The sequence below is a fragment of the Streptomyces sp. NPDC002130 genome (genome assembly GCF_040296465.1).
GTDB lineage: Bacteria > Actinomycetota > Actinomycetes > Streptomycetales > Streptomycetaceae > Streptomyces.
Genome location: NZ_JBEOXI010000075.1, coordinates 1 through 18,427, shown reverse-complemented (window position 1 = coordinate 18,427; position 18,427 = coordinate 1). Strand labels below are relative to the sequence as shown.

Genomic DNA, 18,427 nt, shown 5'->3' with positions numbered 1-18,427 from the left:
CGCCACCGGCGCGCGGGGTCGTACGCCGGTGCGAGCCCCGCGCGGGCAATTCCCGCATTGCCTCACATGGCCGGCGGCGGTCGCCGTACGGTGGTGACGCCGGCACAGATCTTGCGTCCGTGGGGAGAGAGGGCCTGGGCCATGGACCGTGGCATCGACAGGGCTGAGCAGGGCGCGGGGGCGGAACCCGCCGAGCCCGGCCGCGTGCCCCTGGCCGTCGTCGTGGTCGACCGCGACGGCCTCGTCTCCCACTGGAGCCGTGGCGCGCGGCGCCTGTTCGGCGTCCCCAAGGAAGAGGCGATCGGACGCACCGCCCTCGACCTGCTCCCCGTCTCCGGTGCCCTGCCCGACGAGCGGGACCCCTTCGGACGCGCCGCCGACGACGGCCTCGGTCCCGGTCTCGCATCCTCCCTCGACGGCGGCCTCTCCTACCCGGCGGCCGGCCGCGCCCGGCTCACCGCGTCCGAGGACGGCCGGATCGACGTCCTGTGGTGGGCCTACCCGTTGGTGGGGCCCGGGCCCGAGCGGCTGCTCGTGCTGGCCGCCGACACGGACGGGCTGGGCGGGGGCGACGGGGCGTTCGAGCGGATCGCGCCCGGCTTCGCGCTGCACACCGACTTCCCCGGGGCGGAGGAGCTCGCCCGCCGGCTCCCCGAGATCCTGCCCAGCATGAGCGTCGGCGAGAGCGCCCGGATCGTCGCGCAGGTCCTCGAACTCGGCTATCCCATCCTGGAGTTCAGCCAGAACGACCGGGTGCCCGTCACCCCCGACTGGGGTGTGGCCAGGCGCGCCGAGCGCAGGGCGCGCCGGGAACGGGCCGCGCGGGCCCTGGCCGCCGGCGAGCCCGTGCCGCAGGAGCTGCGGGACGAGGGCGAGGACCTCGAGTACGCCGCCGTCCGTGAGCGCCTGGAGTTCCTCAACGAGGTCAGCGGACGCATCGGCACCTCCCTCGACCTGTCCCGCACGATCGTCGAGGTCAGCCGGGCCGTGGTGCCCCGCTTCACCGACGTCGCCGGGACGTATCTGCGCGAGCAGGTCGTCGCCGGCGAGGGGTTCGAGGACGGTGTGCCCGACACGACCACGATGTGGCACCGGGTCGCCCTGGAGCACACCGACGAACCGGGCCGCTGGGACGACGTCGTCCCCGTCGGCGAGGCCATGCCGTTCCCGGCGCACACGCCGTTCTTCCAGTGCATGACGAGCGGCGAACCCGTCCTCGTGCCCCGCATCAGCGAGGAGATGGGGCACGCCATCGCCGCGCAGTTCGACAAGCGCGACATCCGGCCCCTCATCACCGGCCGCTCGATGCTGGTCGTGCCCCTCAAGGCGCGCAACGTCGTCCTCGGCTTCATGATCCTGCTGCGGCACCCCGAGCGGCCCGTCTTCAACGACATGGACCGCGTCACCGGAGCCGAACTGGCCGCCCGCGCGGGCCTGGTGCTCGACAACGCGCGCATGTACACCTTCCAGGAGAACGTCGCCGAGACGCTCCAGGACAGCATGCTCCCGCACATACCGCCCCGCATGGCCGGCTGCGACATCGCCACCCGGTATCTGCCGGGCACCTTGCTCGGGCGGGTCGGCGGCGACTGGTTCGACGCGGTCAAACTGCACGGCGGACGCACGGCCCTCGTCGTCGGCGACGTCATGGGCCACGGCCTGAACTCGGCGGCGATGATGGGACAGTTGCGGACGGCCGTGCAGACCATGGCCGGGCTCGATCTGCCGCCCGCGCAGCTGCTGCGCAACCTCGACGACCTCGCCCAGCGGCTCGGCGACAGCTACCTGGCGACCTGTCTCTACGCCGTCTACGACCCCATCGCGGGCGAGCTGCACCTCGCCAACGCCGGGCACATCCCGCCCGTCCTGGTCCGGGCCCACGACGGCCGCAGCGAGCTGCTGGACCTGCCCACCGGCGCGCCCATCGGCGTCGGGGGAGTGCCCTTCGAGGCGATACGCGTGCGCGTCGAGCCCGGCGACCGGCTGGTGATGTGCACCGACGGGCTGGTCGAGGTGCGCGGCGAGGACATCGGGGTGGGCCTCGCGACGCTCTGCGAGTCGGCCGCGCACCCGGCCGCGTCCATGGACGACGCCTGCGACACCATCATCCGGGCGCTCAACACCCGGGGTGGCCGCAAGGACGACGTCGCCCTGCTGATGGCCCGCCTGGGCGGCATCGAGCCGGACGACGTGGCCGAATGGCGGCTCGCCCTCGACCCGGCCGAGGTGGGCCGGGCCCGCGCGGCGGTGCGCGAGCAACTGCACGACTGGGGCCTGGCGAAGCTCGCCGCACCGGCCGAGCTGATGGCCGGCGAACTCGTGACCAACGCCGTACGGCACTCCCACGCCCGCCCCGTCGCACTGCGGCTGGTCCGCGGTGACACCCTGCTGTGCGAGGTGGACGACGACGACCACGAGCTGCCGACGCTGCTGCACGCGGGCCCGCTCGACGAGGCCGGACGCGGTCTGCGCGTCGTCAGCACGCTGTCCCGCGAGTGGGGGACCAGCCGGACCAAGGCCGGCAAGACGGTCTGGTTCGAGCTGACGCTGCCACGCCGCTGACGACACCAACGGCCGGACGCGAAGTGTCGCTGCCGTCCGTGTTCTTGTGGCCGCGGCCCGGGCGCGGTACACCGTACTCGCCCGCCGCGTGGCGGGATCCGTTCGCACCCCGGGGAGTGGGCCATGAGCGTGACGAGTAGGTACCGGGAAGCCTGGGAGGGGTTCTGGCGCGAGGCGTCCGCCGAGCCCGGGGCGGTGTTCTGGGACGCGGAACCGGTCCTCACCGTGGGCCCGCACCTCGCCCTGTTCGAACCGTACCTGGCCGATCCCGGGCTGCCGCTGGTGGATCTCGGCTGCGGCAACGGCACACAGACCCGCTACCTCGCCGACCGCTTCCCGCATGTCCTGGGCGTCGACCTGTCCGCCGCGGCCCTCGATCACGCCCGGCGGGCCGACCCGGCGGGGCAGGCGGCCTACCGGCAGCTGGACGCCGCCGCGAAGGAGGAGACGCAGGCGCTGCACGCGGAGCTCGGCGACACCAACGTCTACCTGCGGGGCGTCCTGCACTAGTGCGAGCCCGACGACCGGCAGTCCCTGGTCGACGGGGTCGCCACGCTGGTCGGCGATCGCGGCCGTGCCTGTCTGGTGGAGCTTTCGCACGCCGCCAAGCCGGTCCTGGCGGGCCTGATGGGCGGCCCCGACGGTCCGCCGCCCAAGCTCGCGCCCGTGTTCCGGCACGGCATCGCGCCCGGAGAGGTGTCGGACGAAGCCGTGCCCGAGTATCTGCGCTCAGCCGGGCTGACCGTGCTGGCGAGTGGCCGACTGCCCTTGACGACCACGGAGTACCGCCCCGACGGCACGCGCATCGAGCTGCCGTCGAGGTGGGTGGTGGCGGGGCGCGCCGCGTAATGGGGCAGCAGTGTCGCCAGAGATCATTTAATAGTCAACCACCTATTTCAAGCTGCTTTTGTGGCTGATTTCCGCGCCCGCTGCGCACCCTGTGTATCAGTGTTTCTCGGATGGCTAAGCTTCCCCCGCCCAGGCGCGCCATGCGCTGTGCCCTACATCTGAGGATCAATGGATCGGGGGAATTGTATGGGTCCGGATCAAGGGAGAGACGGATCGCGGTTCCATGAACTGACCAGGCGTGAGCTCGAGGTTCTGTCCCTGCTGACCACAGGCGACTCGAACCGGCGCCTCGCCCACCGGCTCGGCATCGCGGAGCGGACGGTGAAGGCCCACCTCACGAGCCTGATGCGCAAGCTGGGCGTCGAATCCCGGGTGGAGGCGGCCCTTCTAGCACAGAGATCCCAGAAAGCGCTATCGGACCTTGGGGCAATACCCGAAGGTCCGATAGGCGAACGCGGTGCGAGTTGCAAAAGTGACGCATGGCGGTCGGAGAGCCCGACCGGAGAAACCGGTCCGTAGTTCGAAAAGTCGCGGACAGCGGATCTTAGGGGGTAATCCATGAAGCGTCTTCTGGCATCTCTCGCCGTGGGGGCCGCACTCGCCGGCGGCGTGACGGCCGCCACGGTGCTCCCCGCCCAGGCGGGCACCGTGTCCTGCAGCAGCCAGAGCCACAGCTCCGCCAACGGCGGCAACGCATGGGCCAGCGGCTGTTCGCACAGCGGTGACCACGACGTCCGTCTCTACGGCGAGTGCGAGCTCTCGCCGTTCGCCGTGTACTCGCCTTACAAGGGCGGGTCCTTCTCGGGAGCCAGTTTCTCCACCTCCAGCTGCACCTGGGGCGTGGACGAGTCGGGCTTCCAGCACCGCTGACCGGTGTGAAACGGCGGTGAAGCACGACTGACGGCTGCCGGGCTGGAGCAAGCAGCCCGGCAGCCGTCAGCCAGTTTCGCAGCCATCGTCGAGTACGAACGAATGGGGTACACAGGTGTTGGTGTTGGACGGTGTCACCCGGCGCTACCGCAGCGGCGAGATCGAGGTCCAAGCGGTACGCGGGGTGAGTCTGACCGCCCGCGAGGGCACCCTCACCGCGGTCATGGGACCCAGTGGATGCGGCAAGTCGACCCTGCTCACCATGGCGGGCGGACTGCAGCCCCCTGACTCGGGCTCGGTCACGGTCGCCGGGGTGCGCATCGACGGCCTCACCGAGGCGGAGCTCTATCAGCACAGACGCCGGCACATCGGATACGTGTTCCAGGACTACAACCTGGTCCGCATCCTCAGCGTCGCGGAGAACGTGGCCCTGCCCGCCGAACTCGACGGGATGTCCCGCCGCAAGGCCCGCGCACAGGCCCGCGAGGCGCTGGCCTCCGTGGGCATGGACGCCTGCGCCGACCGCTATCCCGACTCGCTGTCCGGTGGCCAGCAGCAGCGTGTCGCACTGGCCCGGGCGTTCTCGGGCGGCCGCGGGCTGATTCTCGCGGACGAGCCGACCGGAGCACTGGACAGCGACAGCGCCGGCCAGGTCCTCGACAGCCTCCAGTCGCTCGTGCGGTCCGGGGCGACGTGCGTGATCGTCACCCACGACGAGGCGGTGGCGGCCCGCGCCGACCGGGTGGTCCGGATGCGCGACGGTCTCGTGGGAGAAGACACCGGAGCTGCCGCGTGAGCGCACGCAGAATCGCCTTCCGGATCGCCCTGCGGCGGGTACGCCGCGACCGCAAACGGACCCTCGCCCTCACCGCGGCGCTGCTCGTTCCGCTGACCCTGGCCGTCGCGCTGGTCACCCTGCGGGCCACGAGTGAGATGCCCGAGGACGAGCGCGTCGGCACGCTCATCGGCCAGTCGCAGGGCGTACTGCGCAACCTCGACTTCGTCGCCGAGCGGGGTGCCGAACGTGCTCTGACCGAAGGACCGCAGGCCCTGGCGGACGCCGTCGGCCAGGGCGTCGAGGTCGTCCCCGAGGTGGACGGGCCGCTCGCCGTCTCCTCGGACGGCCTTCAGGTGGACTCCTTCGGCTACGGCCTCGAACTCGACCAGCCGGTACACCGCGGCCGGTTCGTGCTGACCGAGGGCAGGGCCCCGCGCGCGCCGAACGAGGTCGCGCTCTCGCCGAGCGTGGCGGAACGTCTCGGGGCCCGTCCCGGTGACCGGGTTGAGCTCGGCGAGAGCGGTGCCACGGCCGAGGTCACCGGCATCGCCGCGATTCCCACCGACACCCTGCGCAAGTTCGTGGTGGCCCTCCCGGCCGTCGTCGCCGGACAGGCACCGGCCCTGCCGAAACCCGGGCACGACAGCTCCATGGCCGCCGCGCAGGACGGAACCGTCGTCGTGTGGCACACCCCGGACGCTCTCGCCCCCGGAGCGCGGAAGGCCGTGGCCGGCCAGGGCTGGCGCCTCGAACCCCGCTCCAACGCCTTCGACGTCGCCCGCGACGCGCCCGACTCCCTGCTGCCCGAGGAGTCGGCGGCCGCCTGGGTCATCGGCCTCGCCGTCCTGGTGCTCGGCGAACTGGGCCTGGTGATGGGGGCGGTCTACGCGATCGTCGTACGCAGCAACCGGCGGGAACTCGCCCTGCTGGCCGCGGCCGGGGCGGGACCCAGGACCCGGCGCTCGGTCATCACGCACCAGGGAATCCTGGTGGGGCTCCTCGCGACCGGCCTCGCCCTCGTCGCCGGTGTGGCCGGTGCGTGGCTGCTGAAGCCCTGGGCGGCGGAGCGCAACGGTGAACTCTGGGGCCAACTGCGGCTGGACGCCTGGCCGACCGCGGTCCTGGCCCTGCTCGGAGTCCTCACTCCGGCGATCGCGGCCCGGGTCGCGGCACGCGGAGTCGGCGGCGACGTGGTCGCGGCCCTGCGGGACCAGGCCGACTTCCAGGAGCGCGCCCCGCGCCGCGGGCAGGTGGCCCTGGGCGCCCTGCTGACCTGTGGTCTGCTGCTGGCAGTCGCCGGCGCGTCGCTCAAGGCCCCGTTCACCGTCATGATCGGGGCGCTCGGCCTGGTCGTCGGCACGGGCCTCCTCGCGCGGCGGCTGCTGCCGTCCAGCGGCGGCCGGGCCGACGGCCTGCGGCTGATGCAGCGCATCGGCGCCCGGTTGCTGGCGCGTTCCGCGTCCCGCTCCGCGACCATGGGCACGGTGGTGGCCAGTCTGACGGTGCTGACCGGCCTCGTGCTGGCGGCCATGGGAGGGCTCACCGCGGAGGTCGGCAAGTCGTACGAGCCGGCCTCTCCGCACGGATCAGCCTTCACCTACGCCACGAAGGTGCCGGGCCCCGCCACCGTCGCCGCCATGGAAGAGGCCCTCGGGGGCGAGCGCCTGACGGTCATGGGCATCGCCAGCCCGCCGCCCCCGCGGGGCACCGCCCCGGACGGCACCGCATGGTCCTACTGGGGCGAGTTCCAGGCCGCCTCGCCCCTGCCCGACCGGCCCTCCGCCGTCATGGTGATCCGTGAGGCGGACCTGTCCACGGTGCTCGGCAGGAAGGCCACCGCCCGGGAACGCGGAGCCCTGTCCGCGGGCGGGGCCGTCGTCCTGGACGAGCGCCTCGCGCCCGGCGGCCGGCTGACCGTGACGGCGCCGAAGGGCCCCGTCCTGGACACCGGCCGTACGGAGATGGACACCAAGACCCTCGACGCGGTCGCGGCCCAGCGGCGCTCGGAGTACCGCAGTCTGCCCGTCATCTACGTCGGAGCCGCCGGCCTCAAGGCGCTCGGCGGCGTCGAACAGCCCAACTCCGCCTACTTCTATCTGCCCGCCCCGGACGGCTCGATCTCGCCGGAACAGGAGGACAGGGCGCGCGGAGCCCTCGCCTCGGACATCGGCAGCGGTTACTTCACGCTGGAGGTGGAACGGGGACCCGTCGCCGCCGAGGTGCTGAGGGCCACGACCCTCGGCAGCGCGGTCGTGCTGATGCTCGTGGCCGCCACGCTGGCCTTCCTCACCGTGGGCCTCGCCACGCAGGAGATGCGGCCGGACCTCTCGGCACTGGCCGCGGCGGGTGCCGACCGGCGCTTCCGGTCCCGGCTCACCGGCGTGTACGCCGGCCAGGTGACGCTCCTCGGAGTGGTGATGGGGATCGTGGTGACCGCACTGGCCACTCCCCCTCTGCTGCTCTCCCTGGACGTCGGCTGGTCGCTGTGGCCGTGGCTGGGGCTCGCGGCCGCCTCGGCGGGAGCGGTGGCCGCAGCGGTCGCGGCGGGCTGCCTGGGAGGCTCCCGGGTGACGACACTGCTGCGCTCGGCCCGGTAAGGCCCCTCCGAGGCAGCCGGGAGCGGACGCGGCCGGGACACCGCCGCCCTGTCTGGCTGGTTGCCCGGTGGGCGCGTAACGTGACGCCACATGAGGCCTGCTGCGGCGCGGGACGTCGACGACTGCTGCCACGCGTCCGGGAATCGGGCCTGCGACGTGCGAGGGTTCGGTCCGTGAAGATTCTCATCAGCGCCGACATGGAGGGCGCCACCGGCGTCACGTGGCCCGACGACGTGGTGCCGGGCGCCTCCCAGTGGGAGCGCTGCCGCTCCCTGTTCACCTCCGACGTCAACGCCGCCGTACTGGGATTCCACGACGGCGGCGCCGACGAGGTGATCATCAACGAGGCGCACTGGTCGATGCGCAACCTGCTGCTGGAGCAGCTCGACGACCGCGCCCAGCTGCTCACCGGCCGGCACAAGGCGCTGTCCATGGTGGAGGGCGTGCAGCACGGCGACATCGACGGCGTCGCGTTCGTCGGCTACCACGCGGGCGCCGGCATGGAGGGCGTCCTCGCGCACACCTACCTCGCCAACTCCATCACGGGCGTGTGGCTGAACGACGTACGGGCCAGCGAAGGCCTCCTCAACGCCCATGTCGTCGCCGAGTACGGCGTGCCGGTCGTGCTCGTCACCGGGGACGACATCGCCTGTGAGGACGCGCTCGGGTACGCGCCCGAGGCGCTGAAGGTCGCGGTCAAGGACCACGTGTCGCGTTACGCGGCGGTGTGCCGCACACCCGCCCGCACCGCGGCCGACATCCGGGCGGCGGCCAAGGAGGCGGCCGTGCTGGCGGTGCGTCACGAACCCGTGCGGGGCGGACCGTTCACGGTGGCCGTGGAGTTCGACGCGGAGCACCTGGCGATGGCCGCCACCGTCGTCCCGGGGGTGGACCGGATCGCGGAGCGCAAGGTGGCCTGCACGAGCGAGACCATGTACCAGGGCATCCGCGCCTTCAAGGCGGTCACCACGATCGTCTCGGCCGCGGTGGAGGAGCAGTATGGCTGAGCAGGTGGACGGGACGGCGCTGGACGAGGTCGTGACGTTCACGTCCGACCTCATCCGGATCGACACCACCAACCGGGGCGGGGGCGACTGCCGGGAACGGCCCGCCGCCGAGTACGCCGCCGCACGGCTCGCCGACGCCGGGATCGAGCCGACCCTGCTGGAGCGCACCGAGGGCCGGACCAACGTCGTCGCCCGGATCGAGGGCACCGACCCCTCGGCCGACGCCCTGTTGCTCCACGGCCATCTGGACGTCGTGCCCGCCGCTGCCGCCGACTGGAGCGTGCACCCCTTCTCCGGGGAGATCCGCGACGGGGTCGTCTGGGGACGCGGCGCCGTCGACATGAAGAACATGGACGCGATGATCCTGGCCGTCGTGCGCGGCTGGGCACGCCAGGGCGACCGGCCCCGCCGGGACATCGTCATCGCGTTCACCGCGGACGAGGAGGCCAGCGCCGAGGACGGCTCCGGGTTCCTCGCCGACGAGCACCCCGCACTGTTCGAGGGCTGCACCGAAGGCGTCAGCGAGTCGGGCGCCTTCACCTTCCACGACGGCGACGGGCGGCAGATCTACCCCATCGCGGCCGGGGAGCGCGGCACCGCCTGGCTGAAGCTCACCGCCCGCGGACGCGCCGGGCACGGCTCCAAGGTCAACCGGGACAACGCCGTGACCCGCCTCGCGGGCGCCATCGCGCGGATCGGCGCGCACGAGTGGCCGCTGCGGCTCACCCCGACCGTACGCGCCGCCCTCACCGAACTCGCCGCGCTCTACGGCATCGAGACCGACCTCACCGACGTGGACGCGCTGCTGGAGAAGCTCGGCCCGGCCGCCGCGCTCGTCGAGCCAACCCTCCGCAACAGCGCCAACCCGACCATGCTGGACGCCGGTTACAAGATCAATGTCATCCCCGGGCAGGCCGTGGCCCACGTGGACGGCCGGTACATGCCCGGCGGTGAGGAGGAGTTCCGCGCCACCCTCGACCGGCTCACCGGGCCGGACGTGGACTGGGAGTTCCACCACCGCGAGGTCGCCCTCGAGGCGCCGGTGGACTCGGCGACGTTCGCGGGAATGCGGGCCGCCGTCGAGGAGTTCGCCCCCGAGGGCCACGTCGTGCCGTTCTGCATGTCCGGCGGCACCGACGCCAAGCAGTTCTCCCGCCTCGGCATCACCGGCTACGGCTTCACCCCGCTGAAGCTGCCCGACGGCTACGACTACGCGGCCATGTTCCACGGGGTCGACGAGCGGGTACCGATCGAGGCGCTGCACTTCGGTGTCCGCGTACTCGACCGGTTCCTGCGGACGGCCTAGGAGAGTGGGGGAGACGGTGCGGACGCTGGCCTACGGGGCGTGGCCCTCGCCCATCGACGCGGCCCTGACCGCCGCGCACGACGGGCACCCGGAGTATGTGGGCTTCGTCGGCGAGGAGGTGTGGTGGACCGAGCCGCGCCCCGCCGAGGGCGGCCGGCGCACCCTGGTGCGGCGGCACGCCGACGGCCGGGAGGAGTCGCTGCTGCCCGCGCCGTGGAACGTGCGCAGCCGGGTCATCGAGTACGGCGGGCACCCGTGGGCCGCGCTCGACCGCGACACCGGACCGCTGGTGGTGTTCGTGAACTTCGCCGACCAGCGGCTGTACCGCTGCGAGCCGGGCGGTGAACCCCGCCCGCTCACCCCTGTGTCCCCCGTGGGCGGGGGACTGCGCTGGGCCGAGCCGCTGCCGGTGCCCGGACGGGGTGAGGTGTGGTGCGTGCTGGAGGAGTTCACCGGCGACGGACCCACCGACGTGCGCCGCGTCCTGGCCGCCGTCCCCCTGGACGGATCCGCCGCCGAGGACCGCGGCGCGGTACGCGAACTCACCGACGGCCGGCACCGGTTCGTGACCGGGCCGAAGCTCTCGCCCGACGGGCGGCGGGCCGCCTGGCTCGCCTGGGACCATCCGCGCATGCCCTGGGACGGCACCGAGCTGCTCCTCGCCGAGGTCGCGCCCGACGGCACCCTGAGCGGCGCCCGGGCCGTGGCCGGCGGCCCCGGTGAGTCCATCGCCCAGGCCGACTGGACCCATGACGGCCGGCTGCTGCACGCGAGCGACCGCACCGGCTGGTGGAACCTCTACCTCGACGGGGAGCCGGTGTGCCCGCGCGAGGAGGAGTTCGGCGGCGCGCTGTGGAAGCTGGGTTCGAGATGGTTCACCCCGCTCGACAGCGGTCTGATCGCCGTCGTGCACGGCCGGGGCGCCACCGCCCTCGGCATCCTCGACCCGGAGACCGGCGAGGTCGTCGACGCCGCCGGGCCCTGGACCGAGTTCAGCCCCACCCTCGCCGCCCACGGCGAACGGGTCGTCGCCGTCGGGGCCAGCCCGCGCAGCGCCTACGAGGTCGTCGAGCTGGACGCCCGCACCGGCCGGGCCCGGGTCGTCGGCGCCGAGCACGACGACGCCGTCGACCCCGCGTACTACCCAGAACCGCAGATCCGCACCTTCACCGGCCCGGACGGGCGCGACATCCACGCCCACATCTACCCGCCGCACCACCCCGGCTGCGTCGCCCCCGACGACGAACTGCCGCCCTACGTCGTGTGGGCGCACGGCGGTCCCACCGGCCGGGCCCCGCTCGTGCTCGACCTGGACATCGCCTACTTCACCTCGCGCGGCATCGGCGTCGCCGAGGTGAACTACGGCGGCTCCACGGGATACGGGCGCCCGTACCGGGAGCGGCTGCGCGAGCAGTGGGGCGTGGTGGACGTCGAGGACTGCGCCGCGGTCGCCCTGGCCCTCGCCGACGAGGGCACCGCCGACCGCGGCCGGCTCGCCGTCCGGGGCGGCAGCGCGGGCGGCTGGACCGCGGCCGCCTCGCTCACCACCACCGACGTCTACGCCTGCGGCACCATCAAGTACCCCATCCTGGATCTGGCCGGCTGGGGCACGGGCGAGACCCACGACTTCGAGTCGCGGTACCTGGAGGGCCTCATCGGGCCGCTCGCCGACGTGCCCGCCCGGTACGCGGAGCGCTCGCCCGCCGCCCACGCCGACCGCCTCACCGTGCCGTTCCTGCTGCTCCAGGGCCTGGACGACGTGATCTGCCCGCCCGTCCAGTGTGAGCGGTTCCTGGCCCGGCTGGAGGGCCGGAGGGTGCCGCACGCCTATCTCGCCTTCTCGGGGGAGGGGCACGGGTTCCGCAAGGCGGAGACCATGGTGCGCGCCCTGGAGGCAGAACTCTCCCTCTACGCCCAGGTGTTCCGCCTGGACCCGCCCGGTGTCCCGACCCTGGAGCTCGCCGAGTGAACCCGTTGGTACGACCGCCCCGGCTCGCCCCCGGCGCCCGCGTCGCCGTCGTCGCGCCGAGCGGGCCCGTACCCGAGGAGCGGCTCCAGGCCGGGCTCGACATCCTGCGCGGCTGGGACCTCGACCCCGTGGTGGCACCCCATGCGCTCGCCCGGCACGGCGAGTTGGGCTACCTGGCCGGCACGGACGAGCAGCGCGCCGCCGACCTCCAAGGCGCCTGGTGCGATCCGTCCGTGGCGGCCGTGCTGTGCGCCCGCGGCGGATACGGGGCGCAGCGCACGGTCGACCTGCTCGACTGGGAGGCGATGCGGGCGGCGGGCCCGAAGGTGTTCGCCGGGTTCAGTGACATCACCGTCCTGCACCAGGCGTTCGCCACCCGTCTGGGCCTGGCCACCCTGTACGGGCCCGCGGCCGCCGGCGTCGACTTCCTCAAGAACGCCCGGGCCCAGGAGCATCTGCGGGCCACCCTCTTCGAGCCGGAGTCCGTGCGGACCATCACGGCAGTCCCCCCGGGCGGCACCGCACTGATACCGGGCCGCGCCAGGGGCATCACGCTCGGCGGCTGCCTCAGCCTGCTCGCGAGCGACCTCGGCACCCCGCACGCCCACCCCGGGGCGCGGGACGGGCTGCTGCTGATGGAGGACGTCGGTGAGAGCCCGTACCGCCTGGACCGTTACCTGACCCACCTCCTGAGGACCGGCTGGCTCGACGGGGTCGCCGGCATCGTCCTCGGTTCCTGGGCGGGGTGCGGACCGTACGGGGAGCTGCGCGCGGTCCTCACCGACCGGCTCGGCGGTCTGGGTGTCCCGGTCGTGGAGGAGTTCGGGTTCGGGCACGGCGTGGGCGCGCTGACCATGCCCCTCGGGGTGAGGGCCGAACTGGACGCCGGGTCGGGCACGTTGACGCTGGAGGAACCGGCCCTCAGCTGACGGCGTTCGCTCCTGAAATCCCGTCAAGAACCCTCGTTTCGGTGATTGACGGCTCCTGACACGTGTCACACCATGACAAATGTCCGGTACCTACTGGTCGGTATCCGGGTTGCCCTCACCGTGGAGGTCCGAGTGTCCCGACGCGTGCCCAGAACCCGCGCACCCCTCGCGCTCGCGCTGGGCGCCGCCCTGGCCGTGCCCCTCGCCCTCACCCCGCCGGCGACCGCGGCCGACGCCTACACCGTCACGCCGCTGAAGTTCACCGTGCGGGCGGGCGGCCGCGCCTGCACGGTCGACGCCGACCTGTACCGTCCCGCGGGCGTGGACCGCGACCACCCGGCGCCCGCGGTGCTCGGCACGAACGGCTTCGGCGGCAGCAAGACGGACGGCTCGACGGACACCATCGGCAAGGCCTTGGCCCGGCGCGGCTACGTCTCGCTCGTCTACTCCGGGCTGGGATTCGGCCGCAGCGGGTGTCTCATCTCCCTCGACGACCCGGACATCGACGGTGCCGCCGCCTCGCGGCTGGTCGACTTCCTCGGCGGCACCCGCGCCGCCGACGACGGCACCACCGCCGACTTCGTCACCCGTGACGCACCCGGCGACCCACGCGTCGGCATGATCGGCGGCTCCTACGGCGGCGCCGTCCAGCTCGCGACGGCCGCCGTCGACCACCGCCTCGACGCGCTCGTCCCGATGATCACCTGGAACGACCTGGCGTACGCGCTCGATCCCAACAACGCCGTCGGCAGCGGGGACGTCCCCGGAGTCTTCAAGTGGCAGTGGACGAACGGCTTCTACCTCGTCGGTGAGGGCCAGCCGCTGCTCCAGCCCGCTCTCGACCCCTCCCGCATCAACTCACTGGCCTGCCTTCACTTCGTCACCGAGGCCTGCCGGACCGTCCACACCCTCAACTCCGGGAGCTACCCGGCCGGCCGGACCGCCGAGCTGCTCGCCTACGCGCGCCGCGTCTCCCCGGTGTCCTACCTCGACCGCGTCGACACGCCGACCCTGCTGGTCCAGGGGCAGGCCGACACCCTGTTCAACCTCAACGAGGCGACGGCGACGTACCGGACGCTCAAGGCCCGGGGCACACCCGTCAAGATGATCTGGCAGTCCTGGGGTCACAGCGGCGGGCTCACCGGCCCGGCCGCCGCCGGAGAACTCGACCTGTCCAAGGGCAACCTGGAGACCAGCTACGTCGGCCGGCGCGTCCTCGCCTGGTTCGACCGGTACCTGCGGGGGCGGCCCCACGTCGACACGGGACCGGCGTTCGCCTACCACCGTGACTGGATCACCGACCCGGACCGCACCTACGCCACCGCCGAACACCTTCCCGCCCTCAGCCGCACGCTGTACCTCTCCGGCGACGGCAAGCTCGTCGACGACCGCCGCAAGGTGGCCCTCGGCAGCCGCGGCTACACCAACCGGCTGATCCCCACGAGCCATTCGGAGAGCTCGCTCGCCAGGCTCATCGGGCTGCCGGACCCTCCGCCGAGCGACACCGAAGGCACCTACCTCGACTGGACGAGCGCGCCGCTGGAACGCCCCCTCGACGTCGTCGGCGCCCCCCGGGCCACGCTCAAGGTCGTCTCCCCGAAGGCCGAGCGCACCCAGAACAGCTCCGACGCGGCCGACAAGCTCGTGCTGTTCGCCAAGCTCTACGACGTCGCCCCCGACGGCGCCCGCACCCTGGTGCGCCGCCTGGTCGCACCGGTGCGCGTCCCGGACGTCACCAAGAGCTTCACCGTCACCCTGCCCGGCATCGTGCACCGCTACGAGAGAGGGCACCGGCTGCGGTTCGTGATCGCCGCGAGCGACGACGCGTACTTCGGCAACCGGGGGATCAAGCCCGTGACCGTGATCAGCGGGCCGCGGAACACCGGGGTGCTGCGGCTGCCGGTCGCCGGCTCCTGACGCCCCGACTGGGGACGCAGAGGCAGCGCGGTTACTGTGGCGGGGTGCCGCACCACGCATCCCGCCACCTCGCCGAAGGCCCCCGGGTGGGCATACGCCACTTCACCTACGAGGACGGCGCCGAGTTCACCGCCCGCGCCCGGGAGAGCAAGGACCTGCACCACCCGTGGCTCTTCCCGCCCACCACGGCGCAGGCGTACACCGCCTACGCGGGCCGGCTGATCGAGGACCCGTCCAAGACCGGGTTCCTGGTATGCGAGAAGAGCGACGGGGCCATCGCCGGGTTCATCAACATCAACAACATCGTCGAGGGCGGCTTCCAGTCCGGGGCGCTGGGCTACGGCGCCTTCGCGCACGCCGCCGGGCGGGGGCTGATGCGCGAAGGGCTGGACCTCGTCGTGGGTTACGCGTTCGGCCCGATGCGGCTGCACCGGCTGGAGATCAACGTCCAGCCGGGGAACGCCGCGTCGATCGCCCTGGCCCGTGGCTGCGGGTTCCGTCTGGAGGGCTTCTCGCCGAGGATGCTCTTCGTCGACGGGGCCTGGCGCGACCACGAACGCTGGGCGATCACCACCGAGATGATCACCGGGCCGGGGCGGCACCGAGGCCCCGGCGGCGCCTACGCGTGACGGTCCACGTACTCGTAGATCGACCCGTCCGGGTGCAGGGCGATCAGGTTGCGGCCCGCCGGTGAGGCGATCGGGCCCGCGACGATGTGGGCCCCCAGCTCGGTCAGCACCTTGTGGGTCTCGTCCACGTCCGTCACGGCGATCGTCGCGGCGACCTTGCGCAGCACCTCCAGTTCGGCCGGGGGGCCGCTCATCAGCAGGAAGCAGCCGACCGCCGCCACCTGGACACCTCCCCGTTCGAAGCGCTGGGCTCTGCCGCCCGCCAGTCGCTCGTAGAAGGGGATCGCGGTCTCGAGGTCGTCGACGCAGACGCGCAGTGTGGCACCCAGAATCTCCATACGGCTGAGCCTAGTTACGCGCAGGGGGCGGAGGGTACCCGGCCGGGCATGAAGCCGTTGGATCACCTGGAGCATCTGGACAAGCACCTCGTCGACGAGCTGGCACAGGTGGCGCGCGAGACGGTACGGGAGGAGCTGCGCGAGCAGACGCGCAAGCAGCGCCGCAAGGCCGCCCTGTACGCCGCGTCCGGCGCGTTCGCCCTCTACGCGGGCGCGGCACTCGCGCTCGCCGTGGGGCTGGCCCTCGCCCTCGGCCTGCCCGACTGGGCCGCCGCGCTGATCACCGCCGTGATCCTGGGCGCCCTCGCCTACGTGCTGCGCGGCATGGCGCGGCCGTCCGGGCCGGGCGCGGGGCACGCGGCCGGGACGGCGCCGGGCCGGGACGGCGCCCGTCGGAGTGCGGCCGAAGCGGTCGGCGGCATGCCGTATCCGCCGGTGCCGCCCGCCCCGCCCGGCGGGACGGCCGCCCCGGGCCCCGTGCCCCCGCGGCCGGCGGTCGACCCGGACGTACCCCACCGCGGGGCGTGATGCCGGGTGCGCACACCAGGAACATCGCACCGGCGCGGCCGTGTGGTGGTCGTGACCGGAGCCAGCGGCGGCGTCGGCCGGGCCACGGTCCGGGCCTTCGCCGCCCGCGGCGACAGGGTCGCCCTGCTCGCCCGCGGACGTGAGGGACTCGCCGCCGCGGCGGACGAGGTGGAACGCGCCGGAGGCGAGGCGCTCGTCGTCCCCGTGGACGTCTCCGACGCCAAGGCCGTCGACGACGCCGCCCAGCAGGTCGTCGACGCCTACGGCCACATCGACGTCTGGGTCAACAACGCCTTCACCGGGGTGTTCGCATCGTTCACCGACGTCGCCCCGGACGAGTTCCGGCGCGTGACCGAAGTGACGTACCTCGGCTACGTGTTCGGCACCCGGGCCGCCCTGCGCCACATGCTGCCGCGCGACCGCGGAACGATCGTGCAGGTCGGCTCCGCACTCGCCTACCGAGGCATTCCGCTGCAGTCGGCGTACTGCGGGGCCAAGCACGCGATCCAGGGGTTCAACGAGTCGCTGCGCTGCGAGCTGCTGCACGCGCGCAGCGGGGTGCGGACCACGATGGTGCAGCTGCCGGGCCTCAACACCCCGCAGTTCGACTGGGTGCTGAACCGGATGCCGGGGCGGGCCCGGCCGGTCGCGCCCGTGTACCAGCCGGAGGTCGCGGCCCGGGCCATCGTGCACGCGTCGTCGCACGCACGGCGCCGGGAGTACTGGGTGGGCGGCTCCACCGCCGCCACACTCCTCGCCAACGCGGTGGCCCCCGGGCTGCTCGACCGCTACCTGGCCCGCACCAACGTCGACGCGCAGCAGGAGGACGGCCCGCCCGAGGGGCCCGCGAACCTGTGGTCCTCGGCGGACGGGCCGCACGGGCGGGACTTCGGCGCCCACGGGCGCTTCGACGACGAATCCACGGACGACAGCCCGCAGCAGTGGCTGTCCCGGAACCGGGGATGGATGGGCGCGGCCCTCACCACAGCGGCCGCCGCCCTCACCGTACGCAAGCTGGCCGGGCAGGCTCGGCGCTAGCCCACAGGCCCTCTACGCGCCTTCTGCGCCGTCCTCGGCGTCGTCGAGGAACCGCAGCAGCACGGTCGTCTCCGCCCGCAGCCGTTCGGCACGGTCCGCGTGGGCGGGCGCGGTCAAGTGCGCTGCCGCCTCCAGACGTTCGGCCGCCTCGGCGCGCACGACGTCGACGATCTCGCGCTCGCTGAGCTCGCGCCGGGCCGCCTCGGTGGCACCGGCTCCGACCGGCGAGGCCTCCAGCGCGGCGGCCCGGGGCACGCTGCCGTCCACGGGCACCGCCTCGGCGTTGTCCAGCGCGGCCAGCGTGCCGCGCAGGGCACTCACCGCGGCCTTGTCCCGGGCCCGCATCGCTTCCGGCAGGGCATCACGCATACGCAGACGAACTGACATGCGGGCGACTGTAGGCGACCCATCACGGGGCCGTCCCCGGATTTCCCGGGGTGCGGGTCAGACGGCCCGCTGGAGCTGCGGCAGCACCTTCGTGCGGTAGAAGTCGAAGAAGCCGCGGCGTCGGAAAGCGCTCAGCGACCGGTGGGGACCATCACCGCCGATCTGACACGGGACCGCGTCCCCAGCGGTGAATCGACACTCGGCAACCTGGTCGCCGACGCTCAACTCGCAGCCGGATCGACACGAGGCGCTCAACTCGCGTTGACGAACCCGGGCGGCATGCGCGAGGACTTGGACTTCGGCACTTCCGGCCAGGTCACCTACCGCCAGGCCTACGGTGTTCAACCCTTCGGCAACAGCCTCGAGGTGCTCTCCGTCACAGGAGCGGTGTTGAAGGACGCTCTCGAACAGCAATTCCAGATCGACCTCGACGGCACCGCTACCGAGCGCATCCTCTCCCCGTCCGCGGGCTTCACCTACGCCATGGACCGGCGAGCAGCGCCGGGCTCGCGAATCTCGGAAATGCGCTTGAATGGGCAGGACATCGCCCCCGACGGCGTCTACAGCGTCGTGGTGAACAAGTTCCTCGCCGAGGGCGGGGACGGCTTCACCGCACTGAAGAACTCCACCCAGATGACCGGTGCGGGCAACGACCTCGACGCCTTGACTGCCCTGTTCGCAGCCGGGTCCCCGGTCTCGCCACCTGCCACCGATCGCATCCAC

Annotated in this window: 16 protein-coding genes and 1 pseudogene; 15 read left to right on the top strand and 2 right to left on the bottom strand. The window is 72.9% G+C overall.

Annotation, left to right across the window (positions count from 1 at the left end):
• Window positions 1-141: 141 nt before the first annotated feature.
• The 12 genes and pseudogenes from ABT116_RS16810 (at window position 142) to ABT116_RS16755 (ending at window position 15,413) form a co-directional block, all read left to right on the top strand.
• Window positions 142-2,562 (top strand): SpoIIE family protein phosphatase, encoded by a 2,421-nt coding sequence (locus tag ABT116_RS16810; RefSeq protein WP_351633582.1) that lies wholly within the window; start codon window positions 142-144, stop codon window positions 2,560-2,562.
• 123 nt (window positions 2,563-2,685) lie between these two features.
• Window positions 2,686-3,411 (top strand): annotated as a pseudogene (locus ABT116_RS16805) (class I SAM-dependent methyltransferase).
• Between the two features lie 168 nt (window positions 3,412-3,579).
• Window positions 3,580-3,930 (top strand): response regulator transcription factor, encoded by a 351-nt coding sequence (locus ABT116_RS16800; RefSeq protein ID WP_351633580.1) that lies wholly within the window; start codon window positions 3,580-3,582, stop codon window positions 3,928-3,930.
• Between the two features lie 39 nt (window positions 3,931-3,969).
• Window positions 3,970-4,281 carry a hypothetical protein gene (locus ABT116_RS16795; protein ID WP_351633577.1) on the top strand — a complete coding sequence of 104 codons (312 nt, stop codon included), beginning with the start codon at window positions 3,970-3,972 and terminating at the stop codon, window positions 4,279-4,281.
• A 121-nt stretch (window positions 4,282-4,402) separates the two neighbouring features.
• Window positions 4,403-5,077 carry an ABC transporter ATP-binding protein gene (locus tag ABT116_RS16790; protein ID WP_502983880.1) on the top strand — a complete coding sequence of 225 codons (675 nt, stop codon included), beginning with the start codon at window positions 4,403-4,405 and terminating at the stop codon, window positions 5,075-5,077.
• Window positions 5,074-7,656, top strand: coding sequence for an FtsX-like permease family protein (locus ABT116_RS16785; protein ID WP_351633572.1), 2,583 nt, complete (start codon window positions 5,074-5,076; stop codon window positions 7,654-7,656). The genes ABT116_RS16790 and ABT116_RS16785 overlap by 4 nt, the downstream gene beginning before the upstream one ends.
• A gap of 173 nt (window positions 7,657-7,829) precedes the next feature.
• Window positions 7,830-8,663 carry a M55 family metallopeptidase gene (locus tag ABT116_RS16780; protein ID WP_351633570.1) on the top strand — a complete coding sequence of 278 codons (834 nt, stop codon included), beginning with the start codon at window positions 7,830-7,832 and terminating at the stop codon, window positions 8,661-8,663.
• Window positions 8,656-9,969, top strand: a complete 1,314-nt coding sequence (locus tag ABT116_RS16775; protein WP_351633567.1) for a M20/M25/M40 family metallo-hydrolase — start codon at window positions 8,656-8,658, stop codon at window positions 9,967-9,969. Before ABT116_RS16780 ends, ABT116_RS16775 begins: the two co-directional genes overlap by 8 nt.
• Window positions 9,970-9,973: 4 nt before the next feature.
• Window positions 9,974-11,938, top strand: coding sequence for a prolyl oligopeptidase family serine peptidase (locus tag ABT116_RS16770; protein WP_351633564.1), 1,965 nt, complete (start codon window positions 9,974-9,976; stop codon window positions 11,936-11,938).
• Window positions 11,935-12,867 (top strand): S66 peptidase family protein, encoded by a 933-nt coding sequence (locus ABT116_RS16765; protein WP_351633561.1) that lies wholly within the window; start codon window positions 11,935-11,937, stop codon window positions 12,865-12,867. The genes ABT116_RS16770 and ABT116_RS16765 overlap by 4 nt, the downstream gene beginning before the upstream one ends.
• A 72-nt stretch (window positions 12,868-12,939) precedes the next feature.
• Window positions 12,940-14,784: a CocE/NonD family hydrolase gene (locus tag ABT116_RS16760; protein WP_502983879.1), complete on the top strand. Its 1,845-nt coding sequence runs from the start codon at window positions 12,940-12,942 to the stop codon at window positions 14,782-14,784.
• Between the two features lie 44 nt (window positions 14,785-14,828).
• On the top strand, window positions 14,829-15,413 hold the full coding sequence (locus tag ABT116_RS16755) for a GNAT family N-acetyltransferase (protein WP_351633559.1): 585 nt from the start codon (window positions 14,829-14,831) through the stop codon (window positions 15,411-15,413).
• Here ABT116_RS16755 and ABT116_RS16750 read toward each other — a convergent pair.
• The gene (locus ABT116_RS16750) at window positions 15,404-15,751 is read right to left on the bottom strand and encodes a VOC family protein (RefSeq protein ID WP_351633556.1); all 348 of its coding nucleotides are present in this window, start codon (window positions 15,749-15,751) and stop codon (window positions 15,404-15,406) included. The two genes, ABT116_RS16755 and ABT116_RS16750, sit on opposite strands and share 10 nt — an antisense overlap.
• Before the next feature lie 48 nt (window positions 15,752-15,799).
• Here ABT116_RS16750 and ABT116_RS16745 point away from each other — a divergent pair, with 48 nt between their 5' ends.
• Both ABT116_RS16745 and ABT116_RS16740 read left to right on the top strand, forming a co-directional pair.
• The gene (locus ABT116_RS16745; protein WP_351633553.1) at window positions 15,800-16,279 is read left to right on the top strand and encodes a phage holin family protein; all 480 of its coding nucleotides are present in this window, start codon (window positions 15,800-15,802) and stop codon (window positions 16,277-16,279) included.
• 6 nt (window positions 16,280-16,285) lie between these two features.
• Window positions 16,286-17,317 (top strand): SDR family oxidoreductase, encoded by a 1,032-nt coding sequence (locus tag ABT116_RS16740; RefSeq protein WP_351633550.1) that lies wholly within the window; start codon window positions 16,286-16,288, stop codon window positions 17,315-17,317.
• A gap of 12 nt (window positions 17,318-17,329) precedes the next feature.
• Here ABT116_RS16740 and ABT116_RS16735 read toward each other — a convergent pair whose 3' ends face one another.
• Window positions 17,330-17,662: a hypothetical protein gene (locus ABT116_RS16735; RefSeq protein WP_351633615.1), complete on the bottom strand. Its 333-nt coding sequence runs from the start codon at window positions 17,660-17,662 to the stop codon at window positions 17,330-17,332.
• A gap of 183 nt (window positions 17,663-17,845) precedes the next feature.
• On the opposite strand from ABT116_RS16735, the gene ABT116_RS16730 reads away from it, so the two are divergent.
• Window positions 17,846-18,427, top strand: a 582-nt coding sequence (locus ABT116_RS16730) for a 5'-nucleotidase C-terminal domain-containing protein (protein ID WP_351633547.1), incomplete at its 3' end; no start/stop codon positions are given.

Coding starts and splice junctions, on each gene's coding strand:
- ABT116_RS16810 (WP_351633582.1), top strand. CDS start 142: ATGGACCGTGGCATCGACAGGGCTGAGCAGGGCGCGGGGGCGGAACCC.
- ABT116_RS16800 (WP_351633580.1), top strand. CDS start 3,580: ATGGATCGGGGGAATTGTATGGGTCCGGATCAAGGGAGAGACGGATCG.
- ABT116_RS16795 (WP_351633577.1), top strand. CDS start 3,970: ATGAAGCGTCTTCTGGCATCTCTCGCCGTGGGGGCCGCACTCGCCGGC.
- ABT116_RS16775 (WP_351633567.1), top strand. CDS start 8,656: ATGGCTGAGCAGGTGGACGGGACGGCGCTGGACGAGGTCGTGACGTTC.
- ABT116_RS16760 (WP_502983879.1), top strand. CDS start 12,940: ATGACAAATGTCCGGTACCTACTGGTCGGTATCCGGGTTGCCCTCACC.
- ABT116_RS16750 (WP_351633556.1), bottom strand. CDS start 15,751: ATGGAGATTCTGGGTGCCACACTGCGCGTCTGCGTCGACGACCTCGAG.
- ABT116_RS16745 (WP_351633553.1), top strand. CDS start 15,800: ATGAAGCCGTTGGATCACCTGGAGCATCTGGACAAGCACCTCGTCGAC.
- ABT116_RS16735 (WP_351633615.1), bottom strand. CDS start 17,662: ATGCGGGCCCGGGACAAGGCCGCGGTGAGTGCCCTGCGCGGCACGCTG.